The sequence below is a fragment of the Vibrio gazogenes genome, from assembly GCF_023920225.1.
GTDB classification, from domain to species: Bacteria; Pseudomonadota; Gammaproteobacteria; order Enterobacterales; family Vibrionaceae; genus Vibrio; species Vibrio gazogenes.
On the sequence record NZ_CP092587.1, the window covers coordinates 190315 to 216910 of the forward strand.

Consider the following 26596-nt stretch of genomic DNA (forward strand, 5'->3'; position numbering starts at 1 on the left):
CTTTCGAGTGAATGATTAAGAATGCTAATGAAAAGAGGAAATAATGAAAATTCTCATAATTTCAGCTAGAAACTTTGGTGATAGTGTAATTATTACTCATCTAATTGAAAATATAAATACTGATAATTTGTATATTGATGTCCTAACTCGAAAGGAGTTTATTCCAATTTTTCGTCATTGTAAATGTATTCATAAGATATATACGGAAAATTTTCCAATGGGAACTTCTAAGAAGTTTAATATAATTAATGCAATAAGTCTTCTTAAACGAATATTGAATCTGAGAAAATATAACTATGATATGGTATTCAATAATATCGGTGATTTCAGAGAGAATTTTTTAGGTTGGTCAATTGGTTCAAAAGAAAACATTTCAGTGAAGTGGTATGAATCACATCCTGTCAACAGTATAATTCGTTCTGGTTTCCATATTTTTGTAGATAAGTATATAGAAATACCGAAAAACATATTGAATATTTATCAAGTTCAGAAATATATTAAATTCAAGTTATTTGGTGGGTCAGATTCAACAGAAAACATAATACAATCAATGGATTACTCATTCAATATAATTGCTATCCATCCTTATGCAAGTCAAAGAAGCAAGTTTTGGGAGTATGAAAATTGGATTCAATTAATTGAACAGTTCGGAACTGAGGAGAGGAAAGTTATTGTTTTTTGTTCTCCAAGTGAAAGAGATGAATTAGATTGTGCTTTCTCAAGTGTAAAGAAAAAAATATTCATTGTTGCCAAAGGTATTGATGAGTTTTTAGAAACATTGAAATGTGTAACTGTTTTTATAGGACTTGATAGTTTTTCTATACATGCAGCATATATGATGAATGTACCGAATTTAATTATGCTTAATGGTGCTAATGATTCAAGAGTATGGGCGCCTCCTATGGTAGAAGTTTTTGGTGGAGGAAGTAATTGCGAACACTATCCTTGTTATAATAAACCGAAGTGTATAGGAAAGGAATATGAATATATTTGTATGAGATCGATTAAAACGGATGATATTGTGAAAAAGATAAGAGAAATGGAAGTGAATGTTTCCTTTAAAGGTGATGAATGACTAAAGTTTCTATATTTGTTCCTACATATAATGCAGGAGCGTTGTGGTCTAACTGGATCTCTCTTTATCATCAGTGCGCGATATACGAACCGATTCGACTTTTTTGTATAGATTCTGCATCTTCTGACCAAACAAGAGTTCTAATAGAAAGTACGGCATTTCAGGTGATTGAAATAAAAAAAGAAGATTTTAATCATGGTGGAACCAGAAACCTATCGTTGAGTTTATCTGATGATGATATTTTTTTATTCATGACTCAAGATGCCTTGCTTGTATCTAAAGAGTCCATTGCGGAAATGATTAAGCCATTTGCGGATAATTCTGTCGCAGCTGTCTGTGGACGGCAGCTCCCTCATGATGATGCTAATCCTATTGCTCGACATCTTCGTTTATTTAATTATCCTGAACAAAGCAGGGTTGTATCTAAAAAAGATAGCCAAGCTTATGGCCTTAAAACTGTATTTTTATCCAACTCTTTTGCCGCATACCGAGCCTCTGCATTGAGATCATTAGGTGGTTTTCCTAATGATGTTATTTTTGGTGAAGATATGTATCTGGCCGCAAAGATGATCTTGAACGGATATAAAATTGCTTACGCTGATAAAGCCTGTGTTAAGCATTCTCATAACTATACGTTGATGCAAGAGTTGAGGCGATATTTTGATATTGGTGTATACCATGCAACTGAGCCTTGGATCCAGCAAGAATTTGGTGGGGCCGGTGGCGAAGGAAAACGCTTTATTATCTCCGAATTGAAGTATCTGTTGAAGCATGCGCCACTTTGGATCCCTAGAGCTTGTATTACGAATCTATGCAAAATCATTGGTTATAAATTAGGAAAGAATTATAAGAGCGTTCCTCATTCACTAAGATTGAAGCTGAGTATGCACAAAGCTTATTGGTCACAGAAACAACGTTAACAGTTTTCTGCTAATTAGCTCTGAACTATTCTTGAAAAGGTTATAAATAGATGATCCTTCCTGTCATTATGTGCGGTGGAGCGGGCAGTCGACTCTGGCCGCTCTCTCGGACGGCTTACCCAAAACAATTTTTGTCACTCGTATCTGAACAGACCATGTTGCAAGATACGGTGCATCGTCTGGACACACTCGCCAAGTCCGATCCTCTATTTATATGCAATGAAGAGCATCGTTTTATTGTTGCTGAGCAATTGCGGAGTTGTGAAATGTCACATAGCGGGATCATATTAGAACCCGTGGGGAGAAATACGGCTCCTGCGATTGCACTTGCTGCACTGAAAGCATTGCAAAATGGTGATGACCCGTTATTGTTGATTCTTGCAGCAGATCACGTGATTCAGGATTCAAAACGGTTTGTCGATGTAGTTGAGAGAGCTGTACCGCTGGCAGAACAAGGGAAATTGGTGACCTTTGGTATTGTTCCCACAAAACCTCATACTGGGTACGGTTATATCCTGCAAGGGGAACCTTTGCCAACTGCTGGTTTTGAAGTCGCAGAATTTATCGAGAAACCCGATTTATCAACCGCTGAACACTATCTGCAGGTTGGTGGTTATTTGTGGAATAGTGGCATGTTCTTGTTTAAGGCATCTTGCTATCTTGAAGAATTGCGCCGCTTTCGACCAGATATTTTCACAGCTTGCGAAACTGCTTTTATGCAAAGCCGTCTTGACCTAGATTTTATTAGAATCAATGCAGATGAATTCATGAGCTGCCCGGACGAGTCAATTGATTATGCGGTGATGGAAAATACGCAAAGTGCCGCTGTTATTCCTATGGATGCCGGTTGGAGTGATGTCGGCAGTTGGTCATCGCTTTGGGAAGTGAATCGTAAAGATCAGGACGGTAATACGTCACGTGGTGATGTCCTGATTGAACAGACAAGCAATAGTTATATTTACTCTGAAGATCGATTAGTCGCAGCTGTCGGTGTGGATGGGGTGGTTATTGTTGAGACAAAAGATGCGGTTCTGGTTGCCAACAAAGAGAAGGTTCAACTGGTTAAGCAGATCGTCGAGCAATTGAAAGATACGGACCGTTGCGAACACTTGCGCCATCGGGAAGTACTTCGTCCATGGGGATCCCATGATGAGATTGCTGAGGGTGAGCGCTATCTGGTCAAAAAAGTAATGGTAAAACCTGGTCAGCGTACTGCAACACAAATGCATTATCACCGGGCGGAGCATTGGATTGTCGTTTCCGGTACTGCCAAAGTATATAATGGTGATAAAAGTTATCTCGTCAGTGAAAATGAATCGACCTATATTCCGATTGGTGCCCCACATGCATTTGAAAATCCTGGTAAAGTACCGCTGGAAATTATCGAGGTTCGCAGTGGTAGTTATTTAGCAGAAGACGATATTATTCGTTTGGATTCATATGGGGTTGGGTATTAATGCAGTCACTCACTTGTTTTAAAGCTTATGATATTCGGGGACGATTGGGAGATGAACTGAATGAAGATATTGCTTATCGCATAGGCAGAGCCTATGCCGAACATCTTCATCCTCAATGTATTGTTATTGGTGGCGATGTCCGTTTAAGTTCTGAATCACTGAAGATGGCGCTAGCCAACGGTTTGCAAGATGGCGGTGTCGATGTGATTGATATCGGGATGACCGGAACGGAAGAAATCTACTTCGCAGCTCAATCATTGCCAGTTGATGGTGGTATTGAAGTGACAGCGAGCCACAATCCGATGGATTACAACGGGATGAAGCTGGTTCGTGAAGGTGCGAGACCGATTAGCGGTAATAGTGGCTTAAGAGAAATCCAGCAGTTAGCGGAACAGAATGAGTTTTCTCCGGTGGAAAAGTGTGGTGTTTATCGTAAACAAGATCATTTGTCTTCTTATGTTGATCATTTGATGACTTATATTTTCCCTGAAAACTTTCGACCACTGAAGATTGTGGTCAACTCCGGTAACGGTGCTGCTGGACATGTGATTGATGAAATTGAGCGACGGTTTCAGGATTTAAATATTCCGGTGACTTTTGTCAAAGTACATCATGAAGCTGACGGCAACTTCCCGAATGGCATCCCGAATCCCCTGTTACCTGAGTGTCGAGCAGATACATCAAAGGCTGTGGTTGAGCACCAGGCTGATTTTGGGATTGCATGGGATGGGGATTTTGACCGTTGCTTTCTGTTTGATGAAACAGGGGCATTTATCGAAGGGTACTATATTGTCGGTTTACTGGCTGAAGCATTCCTGAAGAAACACCCCGGTAGTAAGATCATTCATGACCCTCGATTATTCTGGAATACTATTGATGTCGTCCAACGAGCTGGAGGAGTCCCAATACTTTCTAAAACGGGTCATGCTTTTATTAAAGAGCGGATGCGTCGTGAAGATGCGATCTATGGTGGTGAGATGAGTGCTCATCACTATTTTAAAACTTTCGGATATTGTGATAGTGGCATGATACCGTGGTTATTAATTGCTGAACTGCTTTGTGTAAAAGAAATGAGACTTTCTCAAACAGTACAGAAAACAATTTTAGCTTATCCCTCTTCAGGAGAAATTAATTCTAAATTAGATAATCCTATTGAGGCAATTACTCGGATCAGGAATGCTTTTAAGGATGATGCACGAGTTGTTGATGAAACGGATGGTATTAGTATGGAATTTGTTGACTGGCGGTTTAATTTGCGATATTCAAATACTGAACCGGTTGTCCGTTTAAATGTTGAATCAAAAGCAAATTCCTCTCTGATGGAAAATAAAACTACAGATATACTCACCTTATTAAGGAAGGGTTAATACTATATTAATGTAAACAGTATATCTTTTATTTAATTTTTATTATTGTTATCTCTAATTAATTTATAATGATGATATTATTTTTAAATAAACATATGTTTATTTTAAAAAAATCACAGTCCATATTGATAACTATGGATATATTTTGAGTGTCTGTTAGCAGAATTGAATAGAAACCAACTCGAAAAACAGCAACCAGTTTGTTTATAGCATATAATTTTTATACTGCTCGTCTCACAGGATTAGTGTCACTCTATGGAACATATTACATCACCGGCTCGAGAGTTACTTGTAAAGCAATCTCACTTCTCAATGAAAATGAAAGTGAATAAGCTGACGCTCATTGCGTCTGATGTATTATCATTTTTTACTTCAATCTTGTTGGTTAATGTTTTTGAAAAACATCAGATTATTCTTGTTCAGAGAACAGGTATTTTGGGATGGCAGATTGCTACATTTCTTTTGTTAGGAGTGATGGCGATCCTTTGGTTTTGGGGAAGCAAGCGTCATTACAGTTATCGAAAGCCTTTTTGGGATGAGTTAAAAGATGTATTGGTGACGTTGTCGGTTATGGCTCTGGTCTCTATCTCCATCAGTGCCATTTTTGGCCAAAACTATTCTGTGAGACAATGGTGGATGACATGGCTATTTGTTTTCATTTTGCTTCCTTCTTTACGCTATTTAGCGAAATTCTTACTGAATAAAGCAAATATTTGGAAAATGCCTTGTGTCATTATTGGTGATGCTGAAAATGCGAAAGATGTGCTCTTGGCGATAGAAAGTGAACCCTCAACCGGGTTTGAAGTTCTCGCTGTGGTTGAGCCTTCAGGGGAAGCTAGAACTGATGAAGTTTTTGGAATTTCTTATATTAGCCGAGCTGATTTTTTCCAGAGTTCGAATGAGTTCCACAAGGTATTTATTGCACTGGAAAAAGACCAAAGCGGGTTGAGAGAGTGCTGGATTCGTGAATTGTATAAACGAGGTATTCGTGACATTTCCATCGTCCCAGCCTTGCGTGGTGTTCCCCTTTATGGCACTGATATCTCCCATTTCTTTAGCCATGAAGTCATGATGTTACGATTGAAGAATAATCTGCCGCGTAAATCTTCACGCTTTGTTAAACGTTTGTTCGATATTGTGGGTTCTGCAACATTACTCGTGTTACTCGCACCATTTTTCTTATTTATTGCTTGGAGAGTCTCACGTGACGGTGGTTCCGTGACTTACGGGCATGAACGTATCGGACTGAACGGTAAAAAATTCAACTGTCTGAAATTTCGTTCGATGGTGATGAATTCTCAAGAGTTGCTGGATGAACTGTTAGCAACCGATCCGGCAGCGAAGGCTGAGTGGGATCAATGGTTTAAATTAAAACAAGATCCGCGGGTTACCTCAATTGGCCGTTTCTTGCGTGAGACCAGTCTGGATGAATTACCGCAGTTATGGAATGTACTGAAAGGCGAAATGAGCTTGGTCGGGCCAAGACCTATTATCGATGAAGAGCTACAACGCTATGGAGATGATGCGGACTATTACCTGTGCGCCAAGCCGGGTGTATCCGGGCTTTGGCAAGTTAGCGGACGGAGCGACACGGATTATAAGACCCGGGTTTACTTAGATTGTTGGTATGTCAAAAACTGGTCGCTTTGGAACGATATTGTCATTTTATTTAAAACCGTTCACGTTGTGTTTCGTCGAGATGGAGCCTATTAACCTATCTCTGACGTTCAAATATCGGGGATGTGGGTTGCTACAGACTCACCCCAATATTTGATACTCGTTCTTCTCTCAATTCATCTCTGAGGGATTTTATCAGCTCAATATCCCGCTCTTCTGCTTCTTTCAGGGCTCTGAAAATGGCCCATTGCACATCCCACTCTGCACAAACCGCTTCATTTTGCTTTTGATTCTCATTGGTGATTGCTAAATCTGTTTGCGCTTCTTCCAGTTGCATCACTGTGTTCACTGAAATTGTACTGATTTGTTGGAGTGCTTCTGTGAGTTGCTCTCTGTCTAACAGGCCATGTAAGAGTGTTGCCAGTGCTTCACAGGCATCGATTGCCGGATAAACCGCATAAACATCGAATGTGTCCTGTGATGGAATCAATTCTTCCAATTTCTCGAGTTGACGCTCGAAGTCTATCTTGGCGCTTTTGACTGTGAGCGACTCCCACACCGTATCCAAAATTTGTCGATATGTTGCATGAGCAGCAAACGCGGTGTGCTCGCAAAACATTGCGTAATTGGGATACATACGTTCACACAGGCAAGCCATAAAAGTGATTTGTTGCCAAGGGGTAAGCTTCTGCAGACGTAGCTGAACTGGGTTTTGTAGCATGTTGACTGGTGCTCCGAAATAAGACCTCGGCAGTGTACTTGATAATGCATGTACAGGCTAGCCTGACATACTTCTCTCCATTCCTCCATTCCTCCATTCCTCCATTCCTCCATTCCTCCATTCCCCTCAAACGAGCGGTACATGGCAATGATTCGTGTTTGAATATTATGTATGATGAATCACTATAAAATGATCACAAGGCAGTGAATGAGCACATGACACATAATCTTTATCTGCTCACCGGACAGGATGATACATACCGTACTCTGATTGAAGCAAAACAAATTCCAGAGTTACGATTAACGCAACAGGCACAGGACGCGACGATTTTACTGGCAGCACCACCGTTGGCTGCCAAAGTGATCGATGACTTTCCAGCACTTGGCTGGTTACAGTCAACATTTGCCGGCGTTGATTCGCTCGTTCAAGCGGGCGGACGGCAGGACTACCGACTGACAAATGTAAAAGGGATTTTTGGTCAGGCCATTGCTGAATATGTGCTTGGCTATATGATTGCACACTATCGACATTTTAACTGCTACCGGCAGCAGCAACAGCAGCAGTCTTGGCGGCCACATCCGTATGAACGGTTGAGCGGGAAGACAATGGTCATTCTCGGTACCGGTAATATTGCTACTTTTCTTGCTCAGGCGGCTCGTCACATGGGGCTGATCGTGATTGGTGTGAATCGAACGGGCAAGCCACCTGAACAAAGTCTATTTCATGACGTCTATGCGATAGATGATATTGAGAAAGCGTTGGCGTTAGCTGATGCGGTGGTCAGCACTTTACCGAATACTCAGGCGACGGAATCATTACTGAATCTTGAGATGCTGAAAAACTGTCGTCAGGCGTTATTATTCAATGTCGGGCGGGGAAATACCTTGCAAGAGGAGGATTTGCCGGCAGCGATAGAAGCCGGTGCAATCCAACATGCATTTCTGGATGTTTTTGTGACTGAACCTCTGCAGACGTCTCATCCTTTTTGGTTGCATCCACAAATCACCCTGACCCCTCATATTGCGGCAATGAGTTTCCCTGAACAGATTGTCGATGTTTTTATCGACAACCTGATGCGATGGATGCAAGGGAGAGATTTACAGTATATTGTGGATTTCAATAAAGGCTACTGATGTGAGCACAGGTGACGGATGTTAGATATCGTATTACAACAAATCAGTCAGTGTCGACTTTGTGAATCTGATTTACCACTCGGTGCAAATCCAGTCATTCGTGCACATCGTGATGCCCGGATTCTCATTGTCGGGCAAGCGCCCGGTATTCGAGTTCATCAGACATCGATTCCATGGAACGATCCAAGCGGTGATCGACTCAGAGCTTGGCTGAACATTGAGCGGGATACATTCTATGATGCGCGGCAAATCGCCATTATGCCAATGGGGTTGTGTTATCCGGGGAAGGGGCGCTCCGGTGATCTGCCACCACGTAAGGAATGTGCGCCACTGTGGCATCAGCGTGTTTTGGATGAGTTACCCAATATTGCGCTGACATTGCTCATTGGTCAGTACGCCCAAAACTACTATTTGCCGAATAAACCCAAAACGCTAACTGAAACGGTACAAAACTGGTCTCATTGGCTACCTGATGCTGTGCCGTTACCACACCCTTCGCCAAGGAATACGTTATGGTTGAAAAAACATCCATGGTTTGAAAGTGATGTGGTTCCTTTTATAAGAAATCGGGTTCATGAATTATTGGTAATATGAGTAAATTTTTCGGCTGAAATATCAGGGCAGAACAGTTGTCAGACCTGATTGGTCGGGCTTGTTCTGCGGATTTCAGCAGTAAAATGTCATCCCCAGACAATGAAAATTGTGAGTTGTTGCTCAGTTTATAGCTAAATTTTCATCAAATAAGCAAAAGAACATCGACAAACCTTTGCCAGACGGGGGCTTTATGCTTTAGAGTTGGTCAGGTTCGATAACATATTAGAAGGGAAACCGAATGAACAAGACCCAATTAATCGACTTTATTGCAGAAAAAGCAGATCTCTCTAAGGCGCAAGCAAAGTCTGCTCTAGAAGCGACTCTAGGTGCAGTTGAAGAGGCACTGAAATCAGGTGACCAAGTTCAACTAATTGGTTTTGGTACATTTAAAGTCAATCATCGTGCTGCACGCACTGGACGTAATCCAAAAACTGGTGATGAAATCCAAATCGCAGCGGCAAACGTTCCTGCATTCGTTGCCGGAAAAGCGCTGAAAGAATCAGTAAATTAATTTATACTCTACGCCAAGGCAGTTTTGTGTTCTTGGCGTAGTTTTTTATGAAAAAGTTTGTTATTTCCTGTCTCCTTTCCGGGCTTATGCTCGGTTGTTCCTCCTCTCAGAAACCAACGTCTGTACCATTAGAAAACTATTCCGGTGGTGAGCGAATGGGCGATGCGACGAGTCTGTATTGGTATACTGAAGAATCTAACCACCCTCATGCTGCTGATGACTATATTCAGTCCCGTCATGATGGTTGGTATCGAACCAGCTACCGCTGGGAAAATAGTGTCTTAAAAGAACTTGTCCGTGAAGGTGAACAAATCTCTGGTTCCTCAGGGAAACAAGAATTGGTGCCTTTTCAGGTCCATGTCCGTTTTGATAAAAATGGGGATGCGGTTTATCAACAGTATCGAGTCAACCATAAAGTTTTCCCGTTAACGTCAAAAACACTGGAGCATTATAAATCTCAAGCTGAGGCGATTGTTGAGACGGTCAAAAAACAAGACAAACAAGATCAGATGCTCATTCAGGGCGTTTGGGACGGTGAGACGTTTGAGACTTGTAGCGGGCAGGAATACGAAAAAGTAGAGTTTAATAAAACGCTGCCGAGCTTTGTGATTCAACGGCTTTCCAGTCTGGATAATTATCTGGCTTTTCTGGGTAAAATCCGCAATGGCCGCGTTTATATTCAAGAGTTACTCATGCTTGCTGATGATGAACATGAGTGTATTCCGCGGCCGAATTTGATTGAAAAACCTTAGTCTTTTTGGCTGTTCGTACAGCGAACGAAACGCTGTACGTCAGTTGTCGTTTTTCATCGCCTTCTTCTGATTTGTGTGCTCAAACAGGCGGAGATATTCAACCTGATTGAGCCTCGTTCACTTAATTGATATTGCCTTGCGGGCCGAAGTTAAAGCTACGGACCGTTGACGTACTGACAGGTTTTGTTGTCTGAAGACCTGAGCGCCAGTTACCATTCGAGTTGACAGCATTCATGACATTGCCACTGATGGCAAAGTTGCGTCGTCCGTTCTCATCATAGTTCTCAACACAGGCGCGACCGAGAACATTGAAACAACTTGAATTTGCCTGTCCGAGTGTCGCACTGAGCGGTGCGAAGAGTGTGCCGGATTTGACAGAACTAATCGGAGAGAAGTTATTGCCACGTGTGTAGTAGTTTCCTTCCATCACCATATAGGCATTCACGCCCTGTAACCCCCCGGCATAGTTACCGTCAAAGTAATTGTTGACCATATGTACAATGCCACCATCCACTTTTGGCGCCCTTCCGGATGAATTTCGGATACGGTTGTTTGCCATCGTAATCGTCTGATTTTCAGCAATCAGCAGCATGGTCCAGTAATGCTTGGCATTACAATAGTGTCCGTAATCGGTCGTGCCATCTAAGTAGTTGTTTGAGATCGTGACTTGTTTGGCCGTCCCTAATCCGGTCACCAGCATCTGGCGTCCGATTCGAGCGATATAATTGTGGTCAATCCAGATACGGCTGGCATTATCGAGCGATACGGCATCTCCGCCCCACACTAGCCCGTCATTAATGTCAGTAATCGACAGGTTACGGATGATAATGTTCGAGACACCATCCCGGAGATAAAAGCCTTTACCTTTAATTCCGGAGCGAGAGCCGATACCGATAATTGTTTTGTTTGAACCAACGCGCATTGGTTCTACTCCGGCCGCATCGTAGGTAATGTTATAGGTGTTACGGCCATCACAGTAGCCTAAACGGGCAAGGATTTTTTCTTGTTTGCCATTATAGCGGCAGTTGTTTTCAGAATAGGTACAGCCGGCTGATGTCGTTCTGTTCCCTCGAAAATCAATGATTCCGTTGACTCGGATAATTCTGGGAGTATTGCCGCGAATCGCATTCTCAAGCTGGCTTGGTGTCGAGACTGTAACGACCTGACCGCCTGCACCACCAGTTGTGCCAGTGGCAAAACCAAACGGTGTATTGGTGGTATTGGTTGAGCCGGAAGACGATGAAGATGAAGGAAATGTCCAACGCTGATTATCTGCGCCGGTCCAGGTGTATTGGACGACTCGTGAACCATTCGCTTTTCGTGCGCCATAAACATCGACTGCCAACCCGCTGTATTTAGAAATAATCGCATATTGGCCATTGCCTTGGGCACTGATATTCCAAGCCTGATTTTCGGCACCACTACAGCCCCACTGTTGCAAGTTGGTTGCCGGTTCGGCTGAATTATTGGTGACATCAATACACTGACCACTGCCCATGTTTTTGATCGTGGCCCAGTTTGATGCATCAAGGTTGACTTGCCATTTTTGGTAGTCAGATCCGCTACAATTCTGAATTTGTAACTGAGCACCGGCACTGTTCGATGAACTATTGACTCCCAAACATAAGCCTGAATTCACATCAATAATCGGTGAAATGGTGCCATTTGGGATAGTTGCTGCGATTGCCGACTGAGATAGTCCGAGAGGCAATATGGTTGTAAAAAGTAGTCCTACAAGATGAGAACCTATGGTTTTAGTATGTCGCATCGTTCGAAAATCCTTCTCTGTTTATATCGATTAAGCCACGCCATCAACAACAAATTTAGATGAAGACTTCTGGTTGAAAGTCCACGGGATCATCACCGATGTGGCGGGATGATGCGCTGTTGGTTGATGGGACGCGTCGTGTTTAAAAAGTAATCGACATAATGATTAAAAAGTAGTCATAAGTGCTTGAAGAACAGTTGAATGATTCAAGGTGTGAATTGACATATAAAACAGTAACTTTATATTTTATAAAATTATTTTTATAACATGATGTTTCATTTTTTATGAAACAAGACTAAGGTGCCGATGACGGTATACAGCGTCTCAATCACTCATTTCAAACCAGGAAGGGGAGCGTGCTTGTCGCACTCGTATCTATCAAGTTTTTCAATTGGTATAGCCCTTCCCGAAAGCGTGCTTCTGAGTTAATCGACATCAGCGATAAGCGGATATGATTGGTCGGCTGCTGAACGGCGAAATAGCTGCCGCTACTGACTAAAAGATGTCGCTTTGCGGCTTCTAAGACAAAGCGCTCTGGCTGCCAATACGGTGGCAGCTCGAGCCAGATATGATAGCCATGCTGATGTGGTGTCTCCGGGGCAAGGATTTCCTGAGCGATCAACTGGCGTTGTTGGGCGAGTTGTTGTTGTCGTTGAGCTAGTTCAAAAGCCATTCCGGATGAGACTAACTCAGCAGCAACTTGGTAATTAAATGGTGAAGAAAGCCAAATATTCGCGCGGATATGGGCATTTATGGTACTGATTTGCGCATCCGGTACTTTGATAAACCCACACCGTAATGCCGGACTAATTGCTTTGGATAAACTTGTTACGTGGAATCCTTGCTCGGGAAGCCAGTTACAAATAGCAGGAATCGGCGCAGGATTGAGAAATCCATAGATATCATCTTCAATCAGCCAAGTGTGCGAATCACGAATCAGTTGCGCAATGATTTCTCGTCGTGCTGCGGGCATGCTGACGCCGGTGGGGTTTTGGTGTGAAGGCACCACGATAACGACTTTCGGCTTTGCGGTTTGCAGCACGTGTTGTAAACCATCGGGCGTGATGCCGTGTTCATCCATCTCAATCCCGATCACTTCTCGTCTCATGAGACTGGCAATGGCAAGAATTCCCGGATAAGTGAGTGACTCAACCGCGATGGCATCTCCCGGTTTGGTCAGGGCTTCAATCAACAAGGCCAGTGCATTTTGGGCACCGTCGGTCAAAAGCGTATTATCGAGAGTTCCTCCGGTGAGGCCGTAGCGGGCTGCCCATTCAACACCCACTTGTCTGTGCTGCTGGTGGCCCGAATATTCGGCATAACCGATTAATTGAGGCGTGATTTGGGTTGCTGCTTTTTTAAATCCATCTTGCAAGGCCATGATGTTATGGCTCAGACAGGGTTGGAGAATCGAAAAATTGAATTCAGTTTCATCTTCCGAGGCATGAATCACCTGAGACAACTGTGATTCACCACAGACAAACGTACCCCGACCGACAAAAGATTCGACACGATTTTGTTCGGCCAGTAGCTTGTAAGCTTTTGCCACTGTCACCGGTGTTGTATTGAGCTCATCGGCCAGCACCCTGTGAGGGGGCAGTTTTGAATTCGGTGGATAATAGCCTTCTGTGATTCTGGAGATGATCGTCTGGGCTATCAGTTTAAACTTGGCCTCACTCACAACGTACCTATTTCTCGTGTTTAGTCTCTGTGACTTAGTGTACTGGACTCTTCGGGGGATGGAAATATAAGGCGTATCGGTTGTGGGAGGTGGTGTGTCGATAAGACATAAACGTTAACAATTCTTTTCGTTCTTTGCCGGGAAATGGTGATACATTAAAATCAGAAAATTCGTATCAGATGAACAGAGGTGATGCGTGCAGGAAAGTGAAAAGATTTTAGTAGTTGATGATGATGCTCGGCTCCGGTCATTGCTGGAGCGTTATCTGACCGATCAAGGCTATCATGTCCGGAGTGTTGCCAATAGTGAGCAAATGGATCGCTTGTTGGCTCGTGAGAATTTTCATCTCATGGTTCTGGATCTGATGTTACCCGGAGAAGATGGTTTATCCATCTGTCACCGTTTACGCCAGTCGAATAATCAATTACCTATTTTGATGTTGACGGCAAAGGGGGATGAAGAAGATCGAATCACTGGCCTTGAACAAGGTGCAGATGATTATCTGCCCAAGCCTTTTAATCCCCGGGAATTACTGGCGCGGATCAAAGCTGTTTTACGCCGTCAGGTGAATGAACTGCCCGGTGCACCGAGTGCCGAAGAAACTATTATTGAATTCGGTGAATTCCGGCTCAATCTCGGGACTCGGGAAATGTTCCGCGGGGATGAGGTGATGCCACTGACTTCCGGTGAATTTGCGGTTCTGAAAGTCTTGGTATCGAATCCGCGTGAACCGATGTCACGGGATAAGCTGATGAATATGGCAAGAGGACGAGAATATTCCGCGATGGAGCGCTCTATCGATGTGCAAATTTCTCGTTTGCGTCGAATGCTTGAAGTCGATCCGGCGAAACCCCGTTATATTCAGACCGTTTGGGGATTAGGCTATGTTTTTGTGCCGGATGGTCAGTTCAATTAATCCACTCAACGCGATCATTTACATTGGGGAGTCATTGATTTGGGCGACCCAATGATTCAGGAGTTCCATGATGCGTGCCCGCAGCGCTTTTAGCCAAACCATTTTACTTTTTCTCGTCTTACTGGTTGCCAACCAGCTCTATTCTTATTACGCCGTTTTTCACTACGCCTTACTGCCCAGCTTGCAGCAGTTTAACAAGATTTTAAGTCATGAAATTCATCTGATGCTGGATGATACGATGGATGAACATCATGGTATTCCATTGGATGCCCCTATGCGCCGACAGGTGCTGGAGAAGTTGGGCGTGACAATTCATCCGCTACATAGTCAGGCAAGTGACGCATATCAACAAGCCACATCGATTGATCTGATGAGTGAACAGATGAGCGAGGAACTCGGCTCTCCGACTGATGTGCGAATGAGTCTCGGGAAAAAAAGTTATGTGCTGTGGATGAAAATCGATGCACTACCGGATGTACTGCTGCGGATACCGCTCTCGGAATTACAGGAAGATGATTTCTTACCGTTGTTTTGGAACAGCCTCACGATGGCTTGCTTTATTCTCTTTGGGGGCTGGCTATTTATCCGCTGGCAAAACCGTCCGCTGATCCGGCTGGAAAAGGCTGCAAAGGCGGTGGGGAAAGGGGAAATCCCGCCATCGCTCGAGGCTAAAGGCTCTTCTGAAATTCGTTCGGTGACTCATGCTTTCAACCAGATGGCGAAAGGGATTCAAGCGTTGGAAGAGGATCGGGCATTGCTGATGGCCGGGATTAGTCATGATTTACGTACCCCTCTGACGCGCATTCGCTTGGCGACTGAGATGATGTCTGCCGATGATCGTTATCTGGCGGAAGGGATTATCAGTGATACAGAAGAGTGTAATGAAATTATTAGCCAGTTCATGGACTATCTCAAACCCGTGAACGCTCAGACTTTCCAGCCTGTTGCGATCAACGACTTAATTCTGGAGGTTACCCGATCCGGAGAGCGGACTGTCGCCGTTGAAACAGAATTAGCGACGGAGTTGAAACCCGCATTTGGTCATGCTATTGCAATCAAGCGAGCACTGACTAACTTGATTGTGAATGCTTGCCGTTATGGGCACGGTTGGATCAAAGTGAGTTCCGGTATGACGGCTGACAACCGGTTAGTGTGGATCTGTGTGGAAGATAATGGTCCCGGCATTATGGAAGAGCAAATGGGGAAAGTATTTGAACCTTTTACCCGGGGTGATTCTGCGCGAGGTAGTGAAGGATCCGGGCTCGGATTGGCGATTGTTAAACGAATTGTTAACCAGCATCAAGGACGTGTTTCCATGCATAACCGCTCAGATGGTGGCCTCAAGGTGCAGATCAGCTTCCCGGTCAATGGGAAGCTGAAACAAGTCTGACTCTTGTGACCACTGAGTATTTGTTACGCCGTTTTCACGGCTTTACGAGTCAAGAATATCAGTGGAACTAAGACGACAAAGAGAATCGTCAGGATGGAAAAAAGATTGATTGTGGACATCATAAATGATTGAGACGTGATGATGCCGTTCCACTGTGCAAGGAAACTCAACGTATCTCCATGCTGTAAGGCGGGGGCAATTTGCGGGTTATAAGGTGAGATTTGCTCAGCCATAATTGAATGGTGCACACCGGCATTTCTCGACCAAATCCAACTGGTGAGTGATGATGCAAAACTGGCACCAATCGTCCGGATGAATGTCGAGAGTGACGTTGCGTCCGCAATTTCCGGGCCATTGAGATCAGAGAGCAAAATCGTTGTCATTGGCATAAAGAACAGTGCAATGCCGATGCCCATAAATAACTGTATCAATGCAATGGTGGCAAAGTCCACATCGCTATTGAATTTGGCACGTGCATAGCAACTCAGTCCAATCACGACAAATGATAACGACGCGAGTTTTCTCATATCGAGATGGCTACCAAAACGGCCAAGGAGCGGGGTCATAAACAGTGGAATAATGCCCATTGGTGCCGCTGCTAGCCCTGCCCAGAGGGCGGTGTAATTCATTTGACTTTGTAACCATTGCGGCAAGATCAGGTTGATACTGAAAAAGCCGGCGAATCCCAAGGTCAGGATGATCGTCCCTATACAGAAATTGCGATTCGCGAACAGACGCAAATTAATGATCGGGTTTTCATCGGTCAATTCCCAAATCACCATAAACACCAGCATGATGACTGAAAAAATCGTCCCGCCGATAATCCAGTTATTGGCGAACCAGTCCAAATCATTGCCTTTATCGAGCACAATTTGCAAGGCACCGACCCCTAACGCCATGGTCATTAAACCAACAATATCCAGTCTTGTTTTCATCGGTTGATGCGGACGCTCTTTTAACTGACTGAGAATCACCATAACCGAGAATATCCCAATCGGAATGTTAATGAAGAAAATCCAAGGCCAACTATAGTCATAGGTTAGCCAGCCACCGAGAATCGGCCCGACAATTGGCCCAACCACCGCAACCATGCCGATGAGAGCCAGCGCCATACTTCGCTTTTCTTTCGGGAAAATCGACATCAGTAAAACCTGACTCATCGGAAATAATGGGGCAGCGGCAAGTCCTTGTAGCGTGCGGAATACAACCAGTTCTCCCATGCTTTGGGAGATGCCACAAAGAAATGATGTGATGCTGAAAGCTATGAGTGCACCGACATAAAGATGAACTTCACCGATACGGCGGCTCAACCAAGCCGTAATCGGCAAACCGATCGCATTACTGACCGTGAATGACGTGATGACCCATGTCCCCTGATTGAGACTGACGCCCATATTTCCGGCAATGGTTGGCAGTGAGACGTTAGCAATGGTCGTATCCAGCACTTGCATGAATACGCCCAGTGAGATAGCTAAGACACACAGCGCCATGTTGGCGGGCTGAAATTCCTGCGATTGACTCATCTCGTCACCTGCTTACTGATTCGCTGTGGATTGTTTGGTCGCAATATCATTTTCGGTAATGATCTGGTCGATCAATTGATCGACACCATCAAGCGTTTGGTCATAAACGGTCGTCTGATAACGTGGAGTTTCAGGCGAGCTCTGTGAGAGTAACTGCCCGGTTGTATTTGAAATATCCACATCAACCTTCATTGATAAACCAATTCTGAGTGGGTGTTTTTGTACATCTTGTTTATCCAACTGGATACGAACAGGGAGGCGTTGTACAACTTTGATCCAGTTACCGGTTGCGTTCTGGGCCGGTAGAATCGAAAAAGCGCTGCCTGTTCCGATGCCCAGACTTTCGACCGTGCCGTGAAATACCACATCATCACCGTATAGATCGGATGTGAGGATAACCGGCTGACCGATACGCATGTCCGTCAACTGAGTTTCTTTGAAATTGGCATCAACCCACACGCTCTCTAAGGGGACGACGGCCATCAGGATTGAGCTTTGATTGATTCGTTGTCCAACCTGTACATTGCGCCGGGCAATGTAACCCGACACCGGGGCGACTAACTGAGTCCGTTGTTCCTCGAGATAGGTTTGTTTAAGTTTCGCAATGGCTGTTTTGACCAAAGGGTGGGTCTCGACGGTGGTATTGTGGATCATGGCTTGCTGAGACTTGAGTTGCTGCTCTGAGACAGCCAATGCCTTCTCCGCCGAGTTCATCATATCTTGCGCATGACTGAGTTCTTCCTGAGACAGGCCTCCGACTGCCACCATATTTTTACGTCGGTCAAAGTCAGTTTTTGCCTTATTCAGCGCAATTTTTCTTTCTGCTACAACCGCTTCGGCTTGTTGAACATTATTGAACAAGCCACGAACTTTACGCACCGTCTGAGCGAGATTTGCCGTTGCATTTTCGAATGCTAACTTCGCATCAGCGTCATCGAGGCGAACTAACACCTGACCTTGTTTAACATAGTCGCCATCTTCAGCGGCTATCTGTGTGACTGTGCCGCTAATCTCCGGTGTGATTTGGACTAAGTTACCTTTTACATAAGCATCTTCGGTCTCTTGGTGACCAACCACATAGTGCGTGTAATAAAATCCCCCCCCGATTGCTGCAATCAGAATGACGACCAGCAAAATCGTTAAGCTTTTTTTGCGTTGCCCTTTGCGGGGTGAATCAACCGTTTCATTTGTATGATCTTGCATATTCATAAACCTTCATCATGATTAATTTGCTGTGGTCGTAAGATGATCGCTTGGAGACGTATTATGGAAACCGCCTCCCAATGAACGTATTAAGTGAACTTGCTGTTCCTGTTGTTGGTTTTTCAACTGTGTAAATGATGATTCTGCTTGAATCAGTTGTTGTTCAGCCATGAGAACCTCAAGATGGCTACCCATCCCGGCTTCATAGCGCTTTTCGGTAATATGGTAGCTTTTGTCCGCCAGACGCATACTTTGCTGGGCATCGTCGAGTTGTAACGCAATTGATTTAATGACCAGAATGTTATCACTCACTTCGCCCAGAGCCTTTATCAATGCGTCATTGTATTGTGCGACAGCACGATCATAACCTGCGGTTTTCTCTATCAGGTTGGCTTTTAAATCTCGGGTAAATAAGGGAAGAGAAATCGCCGGTCCCACGCGCCATGAACGACTGACATCCTCAAATACGGCATCTCCAAGCATGGCTTTGAATCCAGCCCAGAAGCTTAAATTCACATTTGGATAAAAACGTGTTTTCGCCGCATCGATTGCTTTACTCATTGCTTCAACTCGCCATTTGGCTGCGACAATATCAGGGCGATGAGACAGCAGGCTCGCAGGGAGATTGGCTGGCAGTGCGAGTGCTGTTTCCATCAGTATCGAAGGGCGTTGAATCGTGGTCGCAATGTCGGGTCCTTGTCCGACCAATGTCGCCAATGCGTTTTTCAGTTGGCTAATCGTCAGAGCACGTTTTTTCAGGATTTGTTTCGCTGCTGCCGTACTGCTTTGGGCGGTGTATAACCGATCTTCTGAGGTTAACCCATTCTTCAGCAGACGCTGGGTGATATCAACAATGCGTTGGGTGCGTTGCAGATCTTGTTGGGCTAAATCTTGTAGCGCATAAGCATTAGACAACTGAATATAGGTTTGAACAATGGCACTGGAGAGCATCATTCTCGCTGCTTGATGATCGATTTCAGCAGCACGTTGATGATTCACAGAGGCTTCCCATGCATCACGATTTCCGCCCCACAGATCGAGCGCATAGTTTCCTGTCAGACCAAGGCTGTAGAGTGTGCCGTAACGGTTTCCTTGTCGTGTGGAATCTTCAGAACGGGACAGTCTGGAGCGTGTCGCACCTGCAGTTGCAGACAATGTCGGATCAAACTGTGCGTTGGCGGCCATGACCATTGCAGATGCGTTGACCAGATTTGCATCCGCCAACTGCATCGTCGGGCTATGGTTTAAGGCTGTCCGGACCAGATGATCCAACTGAGTATCCCCCAATGATTGCCACCACGTTTGATCAGGCCAGTTGGCTGGTGACAGTTTGGGTTGATTCAATTGATGGCTATGGGCCAGAACAGCTTGATCGACGAGGTGATTTTTGGGCTGAATACTATCTGGCGCAGCACAACCACATAAAATCAAGGTGATCGCAATGGCTGAGCGCTTGAGTAACTTCTTCATGCATCTTCCTCGATAAGCTTATCTTTGCAACCTGACAGGACAATTTTCTTTAGACAGTGATGCAGTTGGTCAAGCTCTTCCTGGGTGAGCGATTGGGTGAGCTCATCGAGAGAATTCATTGCCAGTGGCAGGGCGCGTTGAACAACCTCATCTCCTTTTTTCGTTAAGGCGACCCGTATCGAGCGTCGATCATTGGGATCCGGTAAACGCTGAATCAGGTCTTTTTTCGCCAAGCGATCCAGTGTTCGGGTAATGGCACTGTTATCAACATTTAACGATTTGCCAATGAGTGAAGGGCGATCACAGTCAAAGAGGGAAATTTTAAACAGAACCTTACATTGAGTTGATGTGATATCTTCCGGCATTAAGTGGGCATCAAGAATTCGATCTTTGATTTGCCCTGCCTTGGTTAATAGAAATCCGAGGTTCTCAAAAATATATTCTGGTTTTCTCTCTATCATGATGCCCGCTACCTTAATATCTGCCCCAATGTAACTGTGTGCCTGGTTTATATGGGTTGGTGATTATATTGCTCACTGACATATAATTTGTTTGCCGTATCATTTATTGTCGTGGCATTAATTGACTAGGCATCTATTATTGAGTGCGTTATGGCAGGAGTCAACACTTAATGTGACTTTGTCTGTGATTCAGCGTGACAACATGATGGATATTGAATCAATGATTTTTAAGATGGATGGATAGCGGGTGTTGAACGATATCGGTTTAATATTCGTTAAGCTTTTGCATAAACATCTCGTTCACCAAGCCAGCGATTGATGATCGCGGTCGCATTGTTTGGATAACGTTCGTGAATGTGTCTCGCGATACGTTGTACTTCCGGAATCAGTTGTTGGTCCCGCACCAGATCGGCAATCTTAAAATCAGCGAGTCCCGTCTGTTTGGTGCCGAGAAGTTCTCCGGGGCCGCGGATTTCCAGATCGCGCTGAGCAATCATAAAACCATCATTACTCTCGCGCATCACGCCCAAGCGTTTCTGAGCTGTTTTCGAGAGTGGCGGGTGATAGAGAAGCACGCAGTGGCTTGCGACTGAGCCACGACCAACACGGCCTCTCAGCTGGTGGAGCTGAGCCAGCCCGAGTCGTTCCGGGTTTTCGATGATCATCAGGCTTGCGTTAGGCACATCAACACCAACTTCAATCACGGTTGTTGCAACCAAGAGATGGATCTGATTCTCTTTAAAATCTTGCATGACTTGTTGCTTCTCTGCCGACTTCATGCGTCCGTGTACCAGACCGATCCGAACTTCGGGCAATTGTTGCTGAAGTAACTGACAGACTTCTTCAGCAGCCTGAGCCTCAAGAATCTCAGATTCATCGATGAGGGTACAAACCCAGTAGGCTTGTTTGCCTTCCGTCAGACACGCGTGTCGCACCCGTTCAACGACATCATCTCGTTTGGTATCCGGAATGGCAACCGTCTGAATCGGCGTGCGTCCCGGCGGTAGCTCATCAATAATGGAAGTTTCCAGATCGGCATAGGCTGTCATTGCCAACGTGCGTGGAATCGGGGTGGCGGTCATAATCAGTTGATGGGGGAAGCGACCGTGTTTGGCCCCTTTTTCTCGTAGTTCGAGACGTTGATGAACACCAAACCGGTGTTGTTCGTCAATGATGATCAATGCAAGGTGATGGAACGAAACTTGCTCCTGAAACAAAGCATGAGTACCGACGACCATGTGAATGGCGCCGGATGCAATATCAGCCAAAGCTTGCTCTTTTGCTTTCCCTTTCAGTTTTCCTGCCAGCCAGCCCACGCGCAACCCCATACTGGCAAACCAATTGTTGAAATTGAGCGTATGTTGTTCCGCCAGCAATTCTGTTGGCGCCATGAGGGCAACCTGATAGCCATGTTCAATGGCCCGAAGTGCTGCCATCGCTGCGACTAGCGTTTTTCCTGATCCGACATCGCCTTGCACTAAGCGCATCATCGGATATTCCTTGACCAGATCCGATTCGATTTCGCGAACCACACGCTCTTGTGCCCCCGTCGGCCGGAACGGCAGTTGAGACAGAAACTGTTGCTTATATTGTTCAACATGCGGCAGTGGTAACGCTAAGTCTTGCTGACCTCGGTGTCGAACTGCCAGCATGGAGAGATTTTGCGCGAGTAGCTCTTCCATAATCAGGCGCAGTTGGGCCGGGTGACGGCCCTGATCAAATAATTCCAGCTCGATATCTGCCGCAGGGCGATGAATCGTGTGTAGTGCTTGTGATAAAGAGATTTGGTGATGGTACAACCCGTCGGGTAAGAGTTCTTCTACGGCAGCTTTATCAAGTAGTGCAAGGGCCTGATCGGTTAATTGGCGGAGTGTGAGCTGCCTGAGGCCATCCGTTGTTGGGTAAACGGGGGTCAGGCTGGCTTCCGTGTCAATCGGCTGTTGTGGGGTGTAAAACTTATATTCCGGGTGAATAATCTCAAGACCGGCACTACCGCGTTTAATTTCTCCGTATGCATGAACAAATTTACCTTCGGAGAAGTTATTTTTCATCGCTGCCGTGAAATTGAAAAATCGCAGCGTCAGTGAACCATGTCCGTCACTAATTTTGACGGTCAGCATTTTTTTTCGACCGAAAACGGTACTCGTTTGCATCACTTCCCCCTGAGTTGCACACCACAATCCGGGATGGAGTTGCGCGATGGGGTAAACTCGGGTTCTGTCCTCATAGCGGAGGGGGAGATGAAACAGCAGATCCTGTACGGTATTCAAACCGATCCGACTGAGTTTTTCAGCGACTTTGGCTCCGACGCCTGAAAGTGATGTTAACGGAATAGCTGAAAGCAGTTGCGACATGATCGGTTGTTTATAATGCATTGAGGTATCAAATATTCAACCATCGAACTGTTTTTTTGTACAGGGTTTTTGTGCTTTTATTTTAAGATGGGTCGCATTACGGTGCGTTTATCGATCGAATGCTCTGTTGATCAGTAAAGCTGGGCAGAAAGAATGAAGGCCAGATATCGCTGTTGAATATCTGGCCATGTTTTTGGGAATGAATTAGCTGCGTTTGCGCCGAACTTTCAGTGCATGAGGCATGACGCGAATTTTTCGCATGATCCCTGCAAGATGCACCCGATCTTTGGTGGTCAGGAGTACCGTAATGGTGTACAGACGGCCGTCTCTTTCTTCGGTTGAAATCCCGTGAATATTGGAGCCTGTATGAGAGATAACATTCGTCAGTTCTGCCAGCGCACCCTGATGATTCTGCATGTCGATTTTCAGTTCGGTAATGAACTCCTGATCGTAGTCATTTGACCACTCGACGGCCATGTATCGTTCAGGTTCACGTTGATAACCACGGACATTGGCACAGGTTTCACGGTGAACGACAAGCCCTTTTCCCGGAGAAATATGTGCCACAATATGATCATCAGGAATCGGGTGACAGCAGTTGGCAAAATTCAGCAGAATACCGTCAGCTCCCCGAATTGGCAGTTTCCGTTTCGGTCTGTTGTTATCATTGACGGTCATGCCATCGGTACTGCCCAGTAAGCGTCGGGCAATCACAATACTCATCAGTTCACCTAAACCAATCGCTGCCAGCATATCGTCCAGCTGTTCCATTTTCAGTTCAGTAAGAACTTTGTGGATAATCTCCGGATCAATACTATTGATGGTCTGGTCGCCCAAGGCATGGTTGAGTAAGCGTCGTCCTAAGGTGACGGACTCTTCCCGGCGCATGGTTTTTAGCACCTGACGGATCTTCGTCCGAGCTCGGGAGGTGACGACATAATTGAGCCATGCTGCGTTTGGACGTGCGCCCGGAGCACTGATGATTTCGACGGTTTGGCCATTCTTTAGCGATTTACTCAAAGGGTATGGATTCCGGTCTACCCGGGCACCGACACAGGTATTGCCGACATCGGTGTGTACTGCATAGGCAAAGTCAACCGCGGTCGCATCTGCCGGGAGTTCGACAATCCGTCCTTTCGGGGTAAATACATAAATCTCATCCGGGAATAAATCAGATTTGACGTTTTCAATAAATTCAAATGAATTCCCGGCGCTTTGCTGGAGTTCCAACAGACTTTGCATCCACCGTTGTGCTTTGACTTGAGCGGTCGTGCCGGTGCGTTCGCCGTTGCCTTTGTAAGACCAGTGTGCTGCTACACCTTTGTCGGCCATTTGATCCATGTCGTCGGTTCGGATTTGAACTTCCACCGGTACCCCATGCGGGCCGACCATTGACGTGTGAATCGACTGATAGCCGTTGGCTTTCGGTACAGCGATATAATCTTTGATACGTCCCGGACGAGGTTTGTACAGGCTATGCACTTGACCCAGCACCCGATAACAAGTGTCTGCGGTATCGACAATAATTCGGAAGGCGTAGATATCCATAATACTATGGAAGCGCTGCTCTTTAGTTTTCATCTTGTTATAGATAGAAAACAGATTTTTTTCGCGTCCCACCACTTTAGCTGTCAGGCCAACGTCTTTCAGGCGGCCTTCGATTTCGGTGTGGATTCGCTGGATCATTTCTTTACGATTACCCCGTGCCGATTTGACTACATTTTTCAGCACGCGATAGCGATTGGGGTAAAGTGCTTCAAAGCCAAGCTCTTCCAGCTCTACTTTGATATTGTGAATCCCGAGGCGGTGGGCGAGTGGTGCATAGATTTCCAGCGTTTCTCTGGCGATTCGGCGTTTTTTGTCCGGACGAAGTGCACCGAGAGTGCGCATGTTGTGGGTCCGATCAGACAGTTTGATCAGGATGACTCGGATATCCTGAACCATGGCCAGCACCATTTTGCGGAAGTTTTCCGCTTGTGCTTCTTTACGATCACGAAATTTTAGTTTGTCGAGCTTTGAAACCCCGTCAACAAGTTCGGCAACTGCGGTTCCGAATTTGGTCTCCAATTCTTCTTTCGTGACTTCTGTATCTTCGATGACATCGTGGAGGAGTGCCGCTTGCAACGTTTCTAAATCCAAACGCATTTCTGCCAGAATTCGGGCAACTGCGACCGGATGGATAATATAAGGTTCTCCGCTGGAACGTGTCTGACCCTCGTGCGCATCTCGCGCGACGACATAAGAGTGACGTAGAGCCTCAATTTGAGGCTCTGTCAGATATTCCTGGGCAACGGCTTTGAGGCTATCGAATAGATACAAATTTTAGGCCCGTATGTTGTGTTAGCTGCAAAAATTAACGGTTATGAGCGATGCTGCTTACTGCTGCCAATTCTGCGGCTTCTTGTTCTTGTTGCTCTTGACGCTCACGAGCATCAAGCACGTCTTTTGTGATCAGACCATCTTCAATTTCGCGTAGTGCGATAACGGTCGTTTTATCGTTTTCTTCTGGCACCAGTGAATCTTTTCCACCTGTTTGCATTTGACGAGCGCGGCGGGCCGCAATAAGAACCAAATCGAAACGGTTACCAACTTTTTCAACTGCGTCTTGAACAGTTACGCGTGCCATGAGAACTCCAACTTGTTAATAAAAATCTATAAATGACCAGAAATTATACAACTGAACGGTATGAATTGTAAACTTCATGAGGTATCACGTCGGCATTTATTGCCCTGTCGTTCCAGTGGACAACAATTCCGATAGCATACTGCTATATTTAGCAGCTTGCTTGTCTTGCTTCAATCTTTCTGCGCGAATGATTGCTTTAAAATCCATCAATGCAGCATCAAATTCGTCATTGATGATGAGATAGTCATATTCGGGATAGTGCGAGGTCTCTGACTGAGCTTCACTCATTCTTTTCTCGATGACTTCCTGATTGTCTTGCCCGCGGGCGTTCAGACGTCGTTCCAGCTCTTCTTTTGAGGGAGGAAGAATAAAGATACTCCGGGCTGCCGGCATTTTCTGCCGAATCTGCCGCGCACCTTGCCAGTCAATATCAAGAAAAATGTCGATCCCTTTCTTTAATGTGTTTTCGATCCAGACTTGAGAGGTACCGTAGTAGTTCCCGAAGACTTCGGCATATTCGAGAAACTCACCTTTGGCAATCAGTGCTTCAAAATGTGCTTTATCGACAAAGTGATAATGGATACCATCCTGCTCACCAGGTCTGGGTTGACGAGTGGTGTGCGACACGGAAACTTTCATAGCATAGGTCGGATTCTTTTCCAATAAGGCCGCGATCAGGCTTGATTTTCCTGCACCACTCGGGGCTGAAACGATGTAAAGCGTACCTTGACCCATCATGTCTATTTTACTCTCACTATCAGTTAACACGAGATCACCAAGCGGATGCTCAGGATCTTTTGAACCCATGTGACTCAGTTTAAACCGATTATGAGGCGAATACCGAGGTTTATTACGAATAAAAACATGGGCAGAAAAATGGAGGCGAAGCGTATCACAAACCGTTCTCATCGCTCAAGTCCGGTTGCTGACGTTTGGTTGATTATTCTGAGTTCATGTGTGAGACGAAGCAGAATAATGTGTAAAACCACCCTTTTCATCACGGTCTATCGTAGTTTGCTATTAATTAATGTGATAATGTCGCGCGAGTTTGTGTAGC

At 45.2% G+C, this 26596-nt stretch carries 22 protein-coding genes; 11 read left to right on the forward strand and 11 right to left on the reverse strand.

Annotation, left to right across the window (positions count from 1 at the left end):
- The first annotated feature begins 43 nt into the window (after positions 1-43).
- The 5 genes from MKS89_RS00845 to wbaP all read left to right on the forward strand — a co-directional run bounded on the left by MKS89_RS00845 (position 44) and on the right by wbaP (position 6532).
- Positions 44-1075 carry a glycosyltransferase family 9 protein gene (locus tag MKS89_RS00845; RefSeq protein WP_072960434.1) on the forward strand — a complete coding sequence of 344 codons (1032 nt, stop codon included), beginning with the start codon at positions 44-46 and terminating at the stop codon, positions 1073-1075.
- Positions 1072-1995, forward strand: a complete 924-nt coding sequence (locus tag MKS89_RS00850; RefSeq protein ID WP_072960436.1) for a glycosyltransferase family 2 protein — start codon at positions 1072-1074, stop codon at positions 1993-1995. Before MKS89_RS00845 ends, MKS89_RS00850 begins: the two co-directional genes overlap by 4 nt.
- Before the next feature lie 50 nt (positions 1996-2045).
- Positions 2046-3452 carry a mannose-1-phosphate guanylyltransferase/mannose-6-phosphate isomerase gene (locus MKS89_RS00855; protein ID WP_072960438.1) on the forward strand — a complete coding sequence of 469 codons (1407 nt, stop codon included), beginning with the start codon at positions 2046-2048 and terminating at the stop codon, positions 3450-3452.
- Positions 3452-4819, forward strand: a complete 1368-nt coding sequence (cpsG, locus tag MKS89_RS00860; protein ID WP_072960440.1) for a phosphomannomutase CpsG — start codon at positions 3452-3454, stop codon at positions 4817-4819. Before MKS89_RS00855 ends, cpsG begins: the two co-directional genes overlap by 1 nt.
- Positions 4820-5074: 255 nt before the next feature.
- Positions 5075-6532 carry an undecaprenyl-phosphate galactose phosphotransferase WbaP gene (gene wbaP, locus MKS89_RS00865; protein WP_072960443.1) on the forward strand — a complete coding sequence of 486 codons (1458 nt, stop codon included), beginning with the start codon at positions 5075-5077 and terminating at the stop codon, positions 6530-6532.
- Between the two features lie 37 nt (positions 6533-6569).
- Here wbaP and MKS89_RS00870 read toward each other — a convergent pair whose 3' ends face one another.
- Positions 6570-7157: a YjaG family protein gene (locus MKS89_RS00870; protein WP_072960446.1), complete on the reverse strand. Its 588-nt coding sequence runs from the start codon at positions 7155-7157 to the stop codon at positions 6570-6572.
- Positions 7158-7372: 215 nt separating this feature from the next.
- Between MKS89_RS00870 and MKS89_RS00875 the strand changes: the two genes are divergently transcribed.
- From MKS89_RS00875 to MKS89_RS00890, 4 genes are all read left to right on the forward strand, one after another.
- Positions 7373-8290 carry a D-2-hydroxyacid dehydrogenase gene (locus MKS89_RS00875; RefSeq protein WP_072960449.1) on the forward strand — a complete coding sequence of 306 codons (918 nt, stop codon included), beginning with the start codon at positions 7373-7375 and terminating at the stop codon, positions 8288-8290.
- 18 nt (positions 8291-8308) lie between these two features.
- Complete coding sequence (locus MKS89_RS00880; RefSeq protein WP_072960451.1) at positions 8309-8884, forward strand: uracil-DNA glycosylase family protein; 576 nt, start codon at positions 8309-8311, stop codon at positions 8882-8884.
- Between the two features lie 238 nt (positions 8885-9122).
- Complete coding sequence (gene hupA, locus MKS89_RS00885) at positions 9123-9395, forward strand: nucleoid-associated protein HU-alpha (protein ID WP_072960454.1); 273 nt, start codon at positions 9123-9125, stop codon at positions 9393-9395.
- 47 nt (positions 9396-9442) lie between these two features.
- Positions 9443-10147 (forward strand): DUF1481 domain-containing protein, encoded by a 705-nt coding sequence (locus MKS89_RS00890; RefSeq protein WP_072960456.1) that lies wholly within the window; start codon positions 9443-9445, stop codon positions 10145-10147.
- A 121-nt stretch (positions 10148-10268) separates the two neighbouring features.
- Here the strand turns inward: MKS89_RS00890 and MKS89_RS00895 are convergent, their stop codons facing one another.
- Both MKS89_RS00895 and MKS89_RS00900 read right to left on the reverse strand, forming a co-directional pair.
- Positions 10269-11915 carry an RICIN domain-containing protein gene (locus tag MKS89_RS00895; RefSeq protein WP_072960458.1) on the reverse strand — a complete coding sequence of 549 codons (1647 nt, stop codon included), beginning with the start codon at positions 11913-11915 and terminating at the stop codon, positions 10269-10271.
- A gap of 337 nt (positions 11916-12252) precedes the next feature.
- Positions 12253-13596 carry an aminotransferase-like domain-containing protein gene (locus tag MKS89_RS00900; protein ID WP_072960461.1) on the reverse strand — a complete coding sequence of 448 codons (1344 nt, stop codon included), beginning with the start codon at positions 13594-13596 and terminating at the stop codon, positions 12253-12255.
- 196 nt (positions 13597-13792) lie between these two features.
- Between MKS89_RS00900 and ompR the strand changes: the two genes are divergently transcribed.
- Complete coding sequence (gene ompR, locus MKS89_RS00905; RefSeq protein WP_072960464.1) at positions 13793-14512, forward strand: osmolarity response regulator transcription factor OmpR; 720 nt, start codon at positions 13793-13795, stop codon at positions 14510-14512.
- 70 nt (positions 14513-14582) lie between these two features.
- Entirely contained in the window at positions 14583-15902 is a 1320-nt protein-coding gene (envZ, locus tag MKS89_RS00910) for a two-component system sensor histidine kinase EnvZ (protein WP_072960467.1), read from the forward strand.
- Between the two features lie 23 nt (positions 15903-15925).
- Here the strand turns inward: envZ and MKS89_RS00915 are convergent, their stop codons facing one another.
- The 8 genes from MKS89_RS00915 to gmk form a co-directional block, all read right to left on the reverse strand.
- Positions 15926-17425 carry a DHA2 family efflux MFS transporter permease subunit gene (locus MKS89_RS00915; protein ID WP_072960469.1) on the reverse strand — a complete coding sequence of 500 codons (1500 nt, stop codon included), beginning with the start codon at positions 17423-17425 and terminating at the stop codon, positions 15926-15928.
- Positions 17426-17437: 12 nt separating this feature from the next.
- Complete coding sequence (locus MKS89_RS00920) at positions 17438-18628, reverse strand: HlyD family secretion protein (protein WP_072960591.1); 1191 nt, start codon at positions 18626-18628, stop codon at positions 17438-17440.
- Positions 18629-18649: 21 nt separating this feature from the next.
- Positions 18650-20098, reverse strand: coding sequence for an efflux transporter outer membrane subunit (locus MKS89_RS00925; protein ID WP_072960472.1), 1449 nt, complete (start codon positions 20096-20098; stop codon positions 18650-18652).
- A complete protein-coding gene (locus MKS89_RS00930) occupies positions 20095-20559 on the reverse strand; it encodes a MarR family winged helix-turn-helix transcriptional regulator (protein ID WP_072960474.1) in 465 nt (154 codons plus the stop codon). The genes MKS89_RS00925 and MKS89_RS00930 overlap by 4 nt, the downstream gene beginning before the upstream one ends.
- Before the next feature lie 275 nt (positions 20560-20834).
- Positions 20835-22913, reverse strand: a complete 2079-nt coding sequence (gene recG / locus MKS89_RS00935; protein ID WP_072960593.1) for an ATP-dependent DNA helicase RecG — start codon at positions 22911-22913, stop codon at positions 20835-20837.
- 204 nt (positions 22914-23117) lie between these two features.
- Positions 23118-25232, reverse strand: a complete 2115-nt coding sequence (gene spoT, locus MKS89_RS00940) for a bifunctional GTP diphosphokinase/guanosine-3',5'-bis pyrophosphate 3'-pyrophosphohydrolase (RefSeq protein ID WP_072960476.1) — start codon at positions 25230-25232, stop codon at positions 23118-23120.
- 34 nt (positions 25233-25266) lie between these two features.
- On the reverse strand, positions 25267-25539 hold the full coding sequence (rpoZ, locus tag MKS89_RS00945; protein WP_072960479.1) for a DNA-directed RNA polymerase subunit omega: 273 nt from the start codon (positions 25537-25539) through the stop codon (positions 25267-25269).
- 96 nt (positions 25540-25635) lie between these two features.
- A complete protein-coding gene (gene gmk / locus MKS89_RS00950; protein WP_072960596.1) occupies positions 25636-26274 on the reverse strand; it encodes a guanylate kinase in 639 nt (212 codons plus the stop codon).
- Between the last annotated feature and the right edge of the window lie 322 nt (positions 26275-26596).

Excerpts from the sequence above, each read along its gene's own strand:
- MKS89_RS00845 (WP_072960434.1), top strand. The coding sequence starts at position 44 with ATGAAAATTCTCATAATTTCAGCTAGAAACTTTGGTGATAGTGTAATT.
- MKS89_RS00850 (WP_072960436.1), top strand. The coding sequence starts at position 1,072 with ATGACTAAAGTTTCTATATTTGTTCCTACATATAATGCAGGAGCGTTG.
- MKS89_RS00855 (WP_072960438.1), top strand. The coding sequence starts at position 2,046 with ATGATCCTTCCTGTCATTATGTGCGGTGGAGCGGGCAGTCGACTCTGG.
- cpsG (WP_072960440.1), top strand. The coding sequence starts at position 3,452 with ATGCAGTCACTCACTTGTTTTAAAGCTTATGATATTCGGGGACGATTG.
- wbaP (WP_072960443.1), top strand. The coding sequence starts at position 5,075 with ATGGAACATATTACATCACCGGCTCGAGAGTTACTTGTAAAGCAATCT.
- MKS89_RS00870 (WP_072960446.1), bottom strand. The coding sequence starts at position 7,157 with ATGCTACAAAACCCAGTTCAGCTACGTCTGCAGAAGCTTACCCCTTGG.
- MKS89_RS00875 (WP_072960449.1), top strand. The coding sequence starts at position 7,373 with ATGACACATAATCTTTATCTGCTCACCGGACAGGATGATACATACCGT.
- MKS89_RS00880 (WP_072960451.1), top strand. The coding sequence starts at position 8,309 with ATGTTAGATATCGTATTACAACAAATCAGTCAGTGTCGACTTTGTGAA.
- hupA (WP_072960454.1), top strand. The coding sequence starts at position 9,123 with ATGAACAAGACCCAATTAATCGACTTTATTGCAGAAAAAGCAGATCTC.
- MKS89_RS00890 (WP_072960456.1), top strand. The coding sequence starts at position 9,443 with ATGAAAAAGTTTGTTATTTCCTGTCTCCTTTCCGGGCTTATGCTCGGT.
- MKS89_RS00895 (WP_072960458.1), bottom strand. The coding sequence starts at position 11,915 with ATGCGACATACTAAAACCATAGGTTCTCATCTTGTAGGACTACTTTTT.
- envZ (WP_072960467.1), top strand. The coding sequence starts at position 14,583 with ATGCGTGCCCGCAGCGCTTTTAGCCAAACCATTTTACTTTTTCTCGTC.
- MKS89_RS00915 (WP_072960469.1), bottom strand. The coding sequence starts at position 17,425 with ATGAGTCAATCGCAGGAATTTCAGCCCGCCAACATGGCGCTGTGTGTC.
- MKS89_RS00920 (WP_072960591.1), bottom strand. The coding sequence starts at position 18,628 with ATGCAAGATCATACAAATGAAACGGTTGATTCACCCCGCAAAGGGCAA.
- MKS89_RS00925 (WP_072960472.1), bottom strand. The coding sequence starts at position 20,098 with ATGAAGAAGTTACTCAAGCGCTCAGCCATTGCGATCACCTTGATTTTA.
- MKS89_RS00930 (WP_072960474.1), bottom strand. The coding sequence starts at position 20,559 with ATGATAGAGAGAAAACCAGAATATATTTTTGAGAACCTCGGATTTCTA.
- recG (WP_072960593.1), bottom strand. The coding sequence starts at position 22,913 with ATGTCGCAACTGCTTTCAGCTATTCCGTTAACATCACTTTCAGGCGTC.
- rpoZ (WP_072960479.1), bottom strand. The coding sequence starts at position 25,539 with ATGGCACGCGTAACTGTTCAAGACGCAGTTGAAAAAGTTGGTAACCGT.
- gmk (WP_072960596.1), bottom strand. The coding sequence starts at position 26,274 with ATGGGTCAAGGTACGCTTTACATCGTTTCAGCCCCGAGTGGTGCAGGA.